Consider the following 12533-nt stretch of genomic DNA (forward strand, 5'->3'; position numbering starts at 1 on the left):
CGATGATGGCAATCACCGAGGCCGACATTCTGCCTTCGGACAAGGGTCCGAAGGATCGGAGCGGCAGCAGCCGGACCTGCATCGTCACGCGTGACAGCGGCCCGCCGGACGAACTGATACGCTTCGTTGCCGCGCCTGACGGCCGTGTGGTCCCGGATTTGAAGCGAGAGCTTCCGGGGCGCGGCTGCTGGGTCAAGGCCGAGCGGCCGCTTGTCGAGAAGGCCGTGGCGAAGAAACTCTTCGCTCGGGCACTTAGGGCGGACGTAAAAGCTGACGCGGGGCTCGCCGACGATGTCGACAGGCTTCTCGTCGAGCAGCTCGCGGGAATGATGAACTTGGCGCGCAAAGCCGGCCAGTTTGTTTCCGGGGCGACGAAGACGGAGCAGGCGGTGCGTGGTCTCGCGGCGCTCGCCGTCTTCCACGCAAGAGACGCCGCCGCGGACGGTGTGCGAAAGATCGACCAGGCTCGCAAGGCGATGAGCTTTGTGGCCGAAGATGAAACGGAAATACCTGCGTTCCGCCCCTTCACGGCGGCGGAAATGGAGGGGCTTTTGGGAAGTAATGCTTTTATCCATGCCGCAACGCTTGCAGGGCAGGCGGGTGAGGGTGTAGTGAAGCGCGCAATCATGCTCGAAAAGTACCGAGGATCCGTCCCGGTCCGGGCCGAAGGCGGCGCTGGCAAGCCACAGCAATGATACGCGTCACCGGCAAGGGCCGGCATCGCGAGCATTGCTTGAGACAATTTGGAAGACAGGGTCAGGTGATACGTATCCGGCCCTGATCGCTAGGAACGGAACGGAATGACCGACAACAAAGACGACAAGACAATCAGCGTAGCGGGCAAGAAGACGCTGACCCTGAAGCCCTCCGGGGTGACGCAGGGGACGGTGCGTCAAGACATGGGCCGGGGCCGCACGAAGGCGGTCGTGGTCGAAACCAAAAAGACGCGCGGACTGACGCGGCACAAGGACGAGCGCCCGATCACGCCGGTTGCCGCGACGCCTGCTGCCGCTCGCCCGGCTGAGCAGCGGCCAAAGCCGCCGCAGCCTTCGGGCCGTCCGGCTCCTCAGCCGCAGCCGCATCAGCCGCGTCAGGAACAGAACCGTCCCCGTGGCGGCGTTGTCCTGAACGATCTCTCGGCAGGCGAGATGGAAGCCCGCCGGCGCGCCCTGGCGGAAGCCCAGATCCGTGACGCCGAGGAAGCCAAGCGCCGCGCCGAAGACGAAGTACGCCGCCGGCGCGAAGAAGAAGAGCGGATTGCACGCGAGAAGGAAGAGGCCGCCCGTCGCGCCGCCGAGGAAGCTGCGCGTCCCGCAGTCGCAGCCGAGGCGGGTGCGATTGGGGACGAGCGGCCGGCAGCAACAGGCGCAGCACCCGCAGCGACCGCGGAGCGCCGCCCCGACGATCGTCCGCAGCCGCCGCGTCCGGCTCCTGCAGCGCCGCAGCCGCCGGCTGGCGCCGCCGCCCTCCGCGGCCGCCGCGCAGGCGCCGAGGATGAGGATGAGCGCGGTTCACGCGCCGGTGCTGGCCCGGTCCGAGGCAAGGTTGTGCGTCCGGAACCGGCGAAGCCGGTCACGCGCCCGAAAGGCGAGGATGGTCGCCGTCAGGGTAAACTCACTCTGACCGCTGCCGTCGACGAAGACGGCGGTCAGCGCGGCCGCTCGCTTTCGGCAATGCGCCGCCGGCAGGAGAAGTTCCGGCGTAGCCAGATGCAGGAAACGCGCGAAAAGATCTCGCGTGAAGTCGTTCTGCCGGAGACCATCACGATTCAGGAACTATCGCAGCGCATGTCCGAACGCGCGGTGGACGTCATCAAGTTCCTGATGAAGGAAGGCCAGATGATGAAGCCCGGTGATTTGATCGATGCGGATCTCGCCGAGCTGATCGCCGGCGAATTCGGCCACACGGTCAAGCGCGTTTCCGAATCCGACGTCGAGGAAGGCATTTTCAACATCGCCGACACCGAAGAGGATATGCAGTCGCGCCCGCCGATCGTGACGATCATGGGCCACGTCGATCACGGCAAGACCTCGCTGCTCGACGCGATCCGCCATGCCAATGTGGTCGCCGGGGAAGCCGGCGGCATCACCCAGCATATCGGCGCCTATCAGGTCGAGCAGAACGGTCAGAAGATCACCTTCATCGACACCCCCGGCCACGCGGCCTTCACGGCCATGCGTGCCCGCGGCGCCCAGGCGACGGACATTGCCGTCCTCGTCGTCGCGGCCGATGACAGCGTGATGCCGCAGACGATCGAGTCGATCAATCATGCCAAGGCGGCCGGTGTTCCGATCATCGTGGCGATCAACAAGATCGACAAGCCGACGGCGAACCCGCAAAAGGTTCGCACCGAACTGCTGCAGCACGAGGTCTTTGTCGAATCGATGGGTGGTGAAGTTCTCGACGTCGAAGTTTCGGCGAAGAACCAAACCAATCTAGACAAGCTGCTCGAAGCGATCCTGCTGCAGGCCGAAATCCTCGACCTCAAGGCCAATTCGAACCGGACGGCCGAGGGTACGGTGGTGGAAGCCGAGCTCGACCGCGGCCGCGGAGCGGTTGCGACCGTTCTCGTCCAGAAGGGTACGCTAACGCCCGGTCAGATCATCGTCGCAGGCGACCAGTGGGGCCGCGTGCGCGCGCTTGTCAACGACAAGGGCGAGCATGTTAAGTCCGCCGGTCCGTCGACCCCAGTCGAACTTCTCGGCCTGTCCGGCACGCCGGCGGCCGGCGACAAGTTCGCCGTTGTCGAGAGCGAAAGCCGTGCGCGCGAGATTTCCGAATATCGCCAGCGGCTTGCCCGTGAAAAGGCGGTTGCCCGTCAGTCTGGCTCGCGCGGTTCGCTCGAGCAGATGATGAGCCAGCTCCATACCTCTGGCTTGAAGGAGTTCCCGCTGGTCATCAAGGGCGACGTGCAGGGCTCGATTGAAGCGATTGCCGGTGCCTTGGATAAGCTCGGCACGGACGAAGTGCGTGCGCGCATCGTGCATTCGGGCGCAGGCGGCATCACCGAGTCGGATATCTCGCTCGCCGAAGCATCGAACGCGGCGATCATTGGCTTCAACGTCCGCGCCAACAAGCAGGCGCGCGATGCGGCCGAACGGTCCGGCATCGAAATCCGTTACTACAACATCATCTACGATCTGGTGGATGACGTGAAGGCGGCGATGTCCGGTCTGCTTTCGCCCGAGCGGCGCGAAACCTTCCTTGGCAATGCCGAGATCCTGGAGGTGTTCAACATCACCAAGGTCGGTAAGGTCGCGGGTTGCCGCGTCACCGAGGGCAAGGTCGAGCGTGGCGTTGGCGTTCGTCTCGTGCGCGACAACGTCGTCATTCACGAAGGCAAGCTCAAGACGCTCAAGCGCTTCAAGGACGAAGTCTCGGAAGTTCAGTCCGGCCAGGAATGCGGCATGGCCTTCGAGAATTACGAAGACATCCGCCCCGGCGACACGATCGAGTGCTTCCGCGTCGAACACATCACGCGGACGCTCTAAGGTCGGTCCGGTACAAAGATTGTGCGAGCGCCGGACGAGTTTCGGCGCTCGCACTTTTTTGGAGCGGGACGAGAAAGAGTGTGAGCGGTTTTCCGCCCACGTTCCGCTCTACTTTAATGGAATCGGTCGCGATTTATGGTTTCGGGGTGACGAAGCCAAATCATCGTGACCTGGGGTAAGCACCATGACCAAATCCACGTCCTCCGCTCCTTCGCAGCGCATGCTGCGCGTTGGTGAACAGGTGCGCGCCGCCATCACGCAGGTTCTCCAACGTGGTGAAGTGCGCGATCCGCTGATCGAAAAGACGGTGATCTCTATATCGGAAGTGCGCATGTCGCCCGATCTGAAGATCGCCACCGCTTATGTGACGCCGCTCGGCGTGACGGATCACGCGGCGGTCATCGAGGCACTGAACAAGCACGCGAAGTTCATTCGCGGCCGTCTGGGGCCGCAACTTCGACAGATGAAATACATGCCGGATGTCCGCTTCAGGGACGATACAAGCTTCGACAATTACCGGAAGATCGATGCGCTGCTGCGCTCGCCGGAAGTCAGCCGCGATCTCGATCCGGATGCCGACGAAGAATAAGAATAGAGCTCATGTCCAAACCGCGTAAACCCAAGGGCCGCCCGATTTCCGGTTGGCTGATCCTCGACAAGCCGCTCGATTTCGGTTCGACGGAGGCGGTGTCCAAGATCAAATGGCTGTTCAAGGCGCAGAAGGCTGGCCACGCCGGCACGCTGGATCCGCTGGCTTCCGGCATGCTGCCGATCGCGCTCGGAGACGCGACGAAGACGGTTCCCTACGTCATGGACGGCCGCAAGATCTACGAGTTTACCGTCGCCTGGGGCGAGGAGCGCTCGACCGACGATCTTGAAGGCGTGGTCATCCGCTCGTCGACCGAACGCCCGACGGAAGAGGCGATCCGCGCGCTGCTGCCGAAATATACCGGTGTGATCAGCCAGGTGCCGCCGCAGTTCTCGGCAATCAAGATCGACGGCGAGCGCGCCTACGATCTCGCGCGCGAGGGGGAGACGCTGGAAATTCCGGCGCGGGAAGTGGAGGTCTTTCGCCTTTCCCTGATCGGGTGCACGCCGCATCTCGCCCATTTCGAGATCGAGTGCGGCAAGGGTACCTATGTCCGTTCGCTTGCCCGCGACATGGGCCGCGATCTCGGTTGCTTCGGACATATCGCCTCGCTGCGCCGCACCTTCGTTGCCCCCTTCGGCGAAGAGGACATGGTGTCGCTCGCCGATCTCGTCGCGCTGGAGAGGGTTGGGGACGAGGGCGAACGGCTCGCGGCCCTTGACGACTATCTGATCGAGACTGGCGAGGCCCTTTCCGGCCTGCCGCACATCGCCATCAGCGATGATCAGGCGCAACGGCTGAAGATGGGCAATCCGATCATCCTGCGCGGTCGCGACGCGCCGCTCGCGACGCCGGAGGCCTATGCGACCGCGCGCGGCAAACTCGTGGCGATCGGCGAGGTCGCCGAGGGCGAATTCCGGCCGAAGCGGGTTTTTGCCAACCATTGATCGGCCGCGCCGTGAGGCGCCCGCGTCCTAGCGCGGGATGAGGAAAAGTGTGCGCGGTTTTCCGCCCGCATCCCGCGCTAACTTATTAGAATCGATCACGTTCATGATTTTAGGTCGATCCGACCTAAAATCATCGTGATCTAAAGCGCCGTGCGTCTTCCCAGACGCACAAAGATCGCTGTAGCACTTTGAATTGCTGCATGTTTTTATACTTAAATCGGCTCCGATTTAAGGAAGCATGCAGTAAGGGCCGTTTGCGTTTGACGGTTCTCTGACGCATGATCGACAGGTTACGATTCGATCCAATCGGCGCATAAAGACCGTTCGTTGCTGCCGAAGACGGCCGATCAGCGATCGTAAGATCGCGATTGCGCCATTCGCTTGACCTGTGAGGGTTGTGTGGTTCGGCTGGTGCACGGGCGAAGAGGCGCAATCGACCCTCGCTGATCCTTGGCCGGCCGGCGGCGCTGCGACAGTTGAAAGGCGGCTCCGAGTGACAGGCGTGTCAGAGAAGGAACGGGAGGTAAGTTCATCCGGCGGTCTGCAGGCCGTTGCGGCCTTCATCGGTCAATACCTCCGGCGACCGTTCAGTTTTTACCTGATCTCGCTGCTGTCGATTGCGATCGTGCCGTCGTTCATCTTTTCCCTCGTGATCCTCAAGCGCAGTCTGGACGCGCAGGAGCAGGTGGTCACTTCACTCCTCAGAGCCTCGACCGGATCCGTGACGCGCATCGTCGAACGCGAGGTCGAGGGCATGCTGACCACGCTTAGGGTCCTTTCCACGTCCAGCGCCGTCGACCTCCGCGACATGCGAGCCTTCTACGATCGAGCCTCGATCGCATTGGCGGACGCGGATTCCTATCTGGTCGTCATAGACCGCAACCATAATCAGAGATTGAACACGCGTCTTCCCTTCGGCAATCCGCTTGCGCGAGCATCGGATCCCGAATCGGTCGAGCTTGCTTTCAAGAGCAAAGGTCCCCTTGTGTCTGGGGTTTTCTTCGGCAACGCGGACGGGCGATGGGTTTTCAATGTCTACCTGCCGGTAAGGCTTGCGAGCGGTGAGGAATATCTGCTGGGCCTGACGCAGGATGCTGCAGGCATGGCCAAGGCCGTCAATCGCAGCACGCTCTCCCCCGGATGGAGCGCCGCGCTCGTCGATGGTCAGGGCAGAGTGATCGTTTCCTCGGATGTTTCAGTCAAGTCGGGCGACCGGTTCTTCCTCGGCAAGCTGCCGGCGATCAGCATCGGGGTCAGCAATATCAGTGAAAACGGCAGGGACTACCGGGTGGCGACCGAATTTTCGGTGGTCACCGGCTGGCGCATCGTCGCCTGGGCGCCGCGCGAAACCGTCGACGCGCCGATGCTCTGGTCGTTTCTGTGGCTGTCGCTTGGCGCCATTATTTTCGCAAGCATCGCGGTCGCAGGTTCCTTGACGATTGCGCGGCTGCTCTCGCAAGGCGTCAAGCTGCTTGCCAGCGATGCGCGCCGCCTCGGCGCGGGCGAACCGATCGAACCGCGCCGATACATGATTACCGAGGTCGAGGCCGTGTCGGCAGCGCTTGCCCGTGCAGCGGCGGTGCGCACCAAAGCGGAAGGTGAAATCCGTTTCCTGATGAGGGAGGTTGCGCACCGTTCGAAAAACCAGCTCACCGTCATTCAATCCATGCTGAACCAGTCCGCCTATTCGACCGAGGATGCACCGGAATTCGCCGAAGCATTTCGCAAGCGGATTGCAGGTCTCGCGCGGTCGACCGACCTGATGCTCGCCAATGCCGCGCTTGGGGTCGATTTCCGCGAACTCGCAGAGAACCAGCTTCAGCCGTTCACGCCGGACGATCCGCACCGTATCGTGCTCGCCGGTCCGCCTTTGCGACTGGACACGCAGATGGCGCAGACGCTCGGCATGGCGCTTCATGAATTGGCGACCAATGCGATAAAGCATGGCGCTCTCGCCAACGGGACCGGCATCATTCGGCTAGAATGGTCGGTGTCGCGCGAGGCGATCGCCATTCGCTGGCGTGAAGAAGGGGCGGACATCGCCCCGACGGAGGCGACGAGCCGCCGGGGCTTCGGGACGGTCGTGCTCGAGCGCATGCTCGGCATGGCGCTTCACGCCGAGCTCGAAAGGAAAATGCATCCCGACGGCATCGAATGGCATATCCGAATTCCACGAGAAAGCGATCGCAAGGCCCCGGGTGAAGCGGCAAGTTGAGTGCCGGCCTTCGTCGGGCCCGAATGCGAAGCCCCGGGAGTTAAGGCGCAGCCGGAAGGCGTCGCCGGCGCCGGTCTCATGACCCTTTCCTTTTGGATCGGTTTCGGTTATAGGCACGCCAGCAAAAGGCACCACCTCTTGCATGAACGGCCGCGGCTGGACGACATCCCGGCTGCCGGCGACCCTAAATCCTCAAAACGAAAGGATCATCCCGATGTCGATTACTGCAGAGCGCAAGGCTCAGCTCATCAAGGAATTCGCGACCGTTGATGGCGACACCGGTTCTCCGGAAGTCCAGGTCGCGCTCCTGACGGAACGGATCAACAACCTGACCGAACACTTCAAGGACCACAAGAAGGACAACCATTCCCGCCGTGGCCTTCTCGCGATGGTTTCCAGCCGTCGCTCGCTCCTCGACTATCTGAAGAAGAAAGACGAAGCGCGCTACACCAAGCTGATCGGTGCCCTGGGCATCCGTCGCTAAACGACTTGTCCGGCGGGTCGCGCGGCGATCCGCCGATTTTTTATTGGGCGCTTGATCGCCGACTGCATGTTTCCTTAAATCGGAGCCGATTTAAGGATAAAAACATGCAGAAATTCAAAGTGCCACAGCGACCTTTTGCGTCTGATAAAGACGCACGGTGCTGTAGAAATTGTCTCCACGGGCGCCGGAAGCGCAAAAGACCGGGAGAGAACGTCCAGCGAACCGGATGGGCCGGTATCGCGGATCAACCGATGGCCCGTCATGGGGCAGGATTGCAGGATGCTTCGGCGCCTGCTTGCCGGAGCGCTGCCACACGGGCAGCGCGGCAAAGCGGTACGCGGCCGGTTCGTTTTTGAAGCCTCCCGTTGTCTTGCCCGTGATGCGCCACCACCAAGCGGCTCTCAGATCATCCGCGCTGCAACAGCCGCGGAAGGTCTCCCGCACACGAAGGACAGAACATGTTCGAGACCCACAAGGTAGAAATCGAATGGGCTGGGCGTCCGCTCAAGCTTGAAACCGGCAAGATCGCCCGCCAGGCCGACGGCGCCGTTCTCGCGACCTACGGCGAAACCGTCGTGCTTGCCACGGTCGTTTCTGCCAAGGCGCCGAAGCCCGGGCAGGATTTCTTCCCGCTGACCGTCAACTACCAGGAAAAGACCTACGCCGCCGGCAAGATCCCGGGCGGCTACTTCAAGCGTGAAGGCCGCCCGAGCGAGAACGAAACGCTCGTCTCGCGCCTGATCGACCGCCCGATCCGCCCGCTCTTTCCGGATGGCTACAAGAACGATACCCAGGTCATCGTCACCGTCATGCAGCATGACCTGGAGAACAATCCCGACATCGTCTCGATGGTCGCGGCCTCCGCTGCGCTGACGCTTTCCGGCATCCCGTTCATGGGACCGATCGGCGGCGCCCGCGTCGGCTACATCAACGGCGAGTACGTGCTCAACCCGCATCTCGACGAAATGGACGAGTCCTCTCTCGACCTCGTCGTCGCCGGCACCCAGGAGGCCGTGCTGATGGTCGAATCGGAAGCGAAGGAGCTGCCGGAGGACATCATGCTCGGCGCTGTCGTTTTCGGTCAGAAGGGCTTTCAGCCGGTGATCGACGCTATCATCAAGCTCGCCGAAGTCGCCGCCAAGGAACCGCGCGAATTCGAGCCGGAAGATCACTCCGCTCTCGAAAATGCCATGCTCTCGATTGCCGAAGACGAGCTGCGCAACGCTTATAAGATCACCGAGAAGGCTGCGCGCTACGCCGCCGTCGATGCCGTGAAGGCCAAGGTGAAGGAGCACTTTCTGCCGGAAGGCCTCGATAACCCCGCCCACACGGCGGAAGAAATTGCAGCAGTCTTCAAGCACTTGCAGGCAAAGATTGTTCGCTGGAACATCCTCGACACCCAGAGCCGCATCGATGGCCGCGATCTCGTCACGGTTCGCCCGATCGTCGCCGAAGTCGGCATCCTGCCGCGCACGCACGGATCCTCGCTCTTCACCCGCGGTGAAACGCAGGCGATCGTGGTTGCCACGCTCGGCACCGGCGAAGACGAGCAGTATGTCGATTCCTTGACCGGCATGTACAAGGAAAACTTCATGCTGCACTACAACTTCCCGCCCTTCTCGGTCGGTGAAACGGGCCGCATGGGTTCCCCGGGCCGCCGTGAAATCGGCCACGGCAAGCTCGCCTGGCGCGCCATCCATCCGATGCTGCCGACGGCGGAACAGTTCCCCTATACGCTGCGCGTCGTCTCCGAGATCACCGAGTCCAATGGTTCCTCCTCGATGGCAACCGTCTGCGGCACATCGCTGGCGCTGATGGATGCGGGCGTTCCGCTTGCAAAACCCGTTGCCGGTATTGCCATGGGCCTCATCAAGGAAGAGGACCGTTTCGCGGTTCTCTCCGACATCCTCGGCGACGAAGACCATCTCGGCGACATGGATTTCAAGGTCGCGGGCACGGACGCCGGCATCACCTCGCTGCAGATGGACATCAAGATCGAAGGCATCACCGAAGAGATCATGGGTGTTGCACTCAATCAGGCCAAGGGCGGCCGTCTGCACATTCTCGGCGAAATGGCCAAGGCCATCTCCGAGAGCCGCGGCCAGCTCGGCGAATTCGCACCGCGCATCGAAGTGATGAACATTCCGGTCGACAAGATCCGTGAAGTCATCGGTTCGGGCGGCAAGGTCATCCGCGAAATCGTTGAAAAGACCGGCGCCAAGATCAACATCGAGGACGACGGCACGGTCAAGATCGCTTCTTCCTCCGCCAAGGAGATCGAAGCCGCCCGCAAGTGGATCCACTCGATCGTTGCCGAGCCGGAAGTTGGTCAGATCTATGAAGGCACGGTCGTCAAGACCGCCGATTTCGGCGCCTTCGTCAACTTCTTCGGCGCCCGCGACGGCCTCGTGCACATCTCGCAGCTCGCGTCCGAGCGCGTTGCAAAGACCACCGACGTCGTCAAAGAAGGCGACAAGGTTTGGGTCAAGCTGATGGGCTTCGACGAGCGCGGTAAGGTCCGCCTCTCCATGAAGGTTGTCGACCAGGCGACCGGCAAGGAGGTCGCCGCCGAGAAGGCCGAGAAGAAGGACGGCGGCGAAGCGGCTGAATAAGCCGGCTTCACCCGACGCATTCGGGGCGCGGAGCGGATCGCTCCGCGCCCTTTCTTATGGCGGGGTAAAGAAGCGGCGCGCTTCTCGCTTACTGCGCCGTGCGTCTTTTCAGATGCACAAAGGTCGCTGTAGCACTTTGAATTGCTGCATGTTTTTAGGAAACATGCAGCAGCCCCATCCGATTGAAGAATTGAAGAACGGAACCGACCACATGAGCCGTGATGCGCTAAAAACCCTATTCCATCCCTTTGCCATCGGTGTCATCGATCCGCCGGGAGAGGGCGAACGCGTGCTCTTTCTCGGTGCCGAGGCGGGCTACAGGTTGCCGGAAGGGTTTGCCGCGTCTGTCTCTGCCGTGCAGCCGCTGAGGCCGCTCTATCGCGCCCTGGAGGCGATGCGCGTCGACGTGACGCCGTCTGTGCTCGGCGAAGGCTATGACGTCGCGCTCGTGCTCTGCGGCAGGCACAAGGGCGAAAACGAAGATCGGATTGCCGAAGCGCTGAAGCGCACACGTGCGGGCGCGCTGATCGTGATCGCAGGCGGCAAGGAGGATGGCATCCAGTCGCTGCGAAAGAAGATCGACAAGTTCGGTTGGGATGGAGACTCGCTCCCGAAATACCACGGTGTCGCCTTCTGGTTCACGCGGCCGGAAGATGTCTCGGAAGCCGTAACGAAGCTTGCCAAGGTTCCGGTGCGCGTCGATGGCCTATTCGAAGCATCGCCGGGCATGTTTTCCCATGACCGCGTCGATGCCGGTTCCGAGCTCCTCGCGTCTCGGCTGCCACGGGATTTTACCGGCCATGCGGCGGATTTCGGCGCGGGCTGGGGCTATCTCTCAGTCATGCTCGCCCAGGCTTCCCCGGGTTTGAAGGGCATCGACCTGTTCGAAGCCGACCATGACGCACTAGAGGCTGCGCGCGTCAATATGAAGGCGAACGCTCCTTCGACGCCGGCACGTTTCTACTGGCATGACCTGACAAGCGAGGACACGCGCGACAAATACGACTTGATCGTGATGAACCCTCCGTTCCACGAAGGACATGCCGCCGAGCCCGCCCTCGGGGCGGCGATCATCAGGTCCGCCGCCAAGGCCCTGAAGCAAGGCGGCAAGCTGATGCTCGTCGCCAATCGCGGCTTGCCTTATGAGCAGGTTCTGGCGGAGAGCTTCAAGGAAAGCGGCGAGACCTGCCGCAATGCGCGCTTCAAGGTGCTCTGGGCTAAGCGCTGACGGATCGACAATGCCGTGCGTCTTTTCGGACGCACGGGTCGCTGTGACACTTTGAATTGCTGCATAGCTTTATCCTCAAATCGGTTCCGATCTAAAGAAACGATGCAGTGGAAAGCTTGTTGTCTCGGGCGTTGCGAAACGCGCGATACAGGCAGGCGCGCTATTCCACGTCTGCGCTGCGCAGCGTCTCGAGCGTCGGCATGGAGGTGATATTGTAGCCGGAATCCACGTAGTGAATTTCGCCTGTCACGCCGCGCGAAAGATCGGAAAGCAGATAGAGCGCGGAATTGCCGACGTCCTCGATGGTGACGGTCCGGCGCAGCGGCGAGTTCTTCTGCTGCCAGGAGAGCATGGCGCGGGCGTCGGAAATGCCGGCGCCGGCAAGTGTGCGGATCGGGCCGGCGGAGATCGCATTGACGCGAATGCCTCGGGCTCCATAGTCGGCGGCGAGATAGCGCACCGAAGCTTCCAGCGCCGCCTTCGCAACACCCATCACGTTGTAGTTCGGCATCACCCGCACCGAGCCGCCATAGGTGAGCGTCAGCATCGTGCCGCCTTCGCTCATCACGTCCGCGGCGCGCCTGGCGATCTCGGTGAAGGAGAAGCAGGAGATCACCATGGTGCGGCTGAAATTCTCGCGTGTGGTGTCGGCGTAAAGCCCCTTCAGTTCGCTCTTGTCGGAAAAACCGATCGCGTGGACGACGAAATCGAGCTTGCCCCAGCGCTCCTTGATCGCGTCGATGACCGCGTCGACGGAGGCGATATCCTCTACGTCGCAGGGCAGCAGGAAATCCGAATTCACCTCGGCAGCGAGCGGCTTCACACGCTTGCCGAGCGCTTCGCCCTGATAGGTGAAGGCGAGTTCCGCGCCCTGGGCGGCCAGCGCCTTGGAAATGCCCCAGGCAATAGAGTGATTGTTGGCCACACCCATGATGAGGCCGCGCTTTCCGTTCATCAGTCCGTTCAT

The 12533-nt window shown here is 62.1% G+C and carries 9 protein-coding genes; 8 read left to right on the plus strand and 1 reads right to left on the minus strand.

What is annotated here, in order from left to right; all coding sequences use genetic code 11:
• Positions 1-2: 2 nt before the first annotated feature.
• From PYH37_RS12100 to PYH37_RS12135, 8 genes are all read left to right on the plus strand, one after another.
• Positions 3-695: an RNA-binding protein gene (locus PYH37_RS12100; RefSeq protein ID WP_280735186.1), complete on the plus strand. Its 693-nt coding sequence runs from the start codon at positions 3-5 to the stop codon at positions 693-695.
• A gap of 105 nt (positions 696-800) precedes the next feature.
• On the plus strand, positions 801-3491 hold the full coding sequence (infB, locus tag PYH37_RS12105) for a translation initiation factor IF-2 (RefSeq protein WP_280735187.1): 2691 nt from the start codon (positions 801-803) through the stop codon (positions 3489-3491).
• Positions 3492-3675: 184 nt separating this feature from the next.
• The gene (gene rbfA / locus PYH37_RS12110) at positions 3676-4080 is read left to right on the plus strand and encodes a 30S ribosome-binding factor RbfA (protein WP_280735188.1); all 405 of its coding nucleotides are present in this window, start codon (positions 3676-3678) and stop codon (positions 4078-4080) included.
• A gap of 11 nt (positions 4081-4091) precedes the next feature.
• Positions 4092-5027: a tRNA pseudouridine(55) synthase TruB gene (gene truB / locus PYH37_RS12115; protein WP_280735189.1), complete on the plus strand. Its 936-nt coding sequence runs from the start codon at positions 4092-4094 to the stop codon at positions 5025-5027.
• A gap of 493 nt (positions 5028-5520) precedes the next feature.
• The gene (locus tag PYH37_RS12120) at positions 5521-7242 is read left to right on the plus strand and encodes a sensor histidine kinase (RefSeq protein WP_280735190.1); all 1722 of its coding nucleotides are present in this window, start codon (positions 5521-5523) and stop codon (positions 7240-7242) included.
• 214 nt (positions 7243-7456) lie between these two features.
• Entirely contained in the window at positions 7457-7726 is a 270-nt protein-coding gene (gene rpsO, locus PYH37_RS12125) for a 30S ribosomal protein S15 (RefSeq protein WP_280735191.1), read from the plus strand.
• A 458-nt stretch (positions 7727-8184) separates the two neighbouring features.
• On the plus strand, positions 8185-10338 hold the full coding sequence (gene pnp / locus PYH37_RS12130; RefSeq protein ID WP_280735192.1) for a polyribonucleotide nucleotidyltransferase: 2154 nt from the start codon (positions 8185-8187) through the stop codon (positions 10336-10338).
• 211 nt (positions 10339-10549) lie between these two features.
• Positions 10550-11566 carry a class I SAM-dependent methyltransferase gene (locus PYH37_RS12135; protein ID WP_280736018.1) on the plus strand — a complete coding sequence of 339 codons (1017 nt, stop codon included), beginning with the start codon at positions 10550-10552 and terminating at the stop codon, positions 11564-11566.
• Between the two features lie 160 nt (positions 11567-11726).
• Here PYH37_RS12135 and fabI read toward each other — a convergent pair whose 3' ends face one another.
• Positions 11727-12533 carry an enoyl-ACP reductase FabI gene (gene fabI, locus PYH37_RS12140; RefSeq protein WP_280735193.1) on the minus strand — a complete coding sequence of 269 codons (807 nt, stop codon included), beginning with the start codon at positions 12531-12533 and terminating at the stop codon, positions 11727-11729.

This window comes from Sinorhizobium numidicum (genome assembly GCF_029892045.1).
Classification (GTDB): domain Bacteria; phylum Pseudomonadota; class Alphaproteobacteria; order Rhizobiales; family Rhizobiaceae; genus Sinorhizobium; species Sinorhizobium numidicum.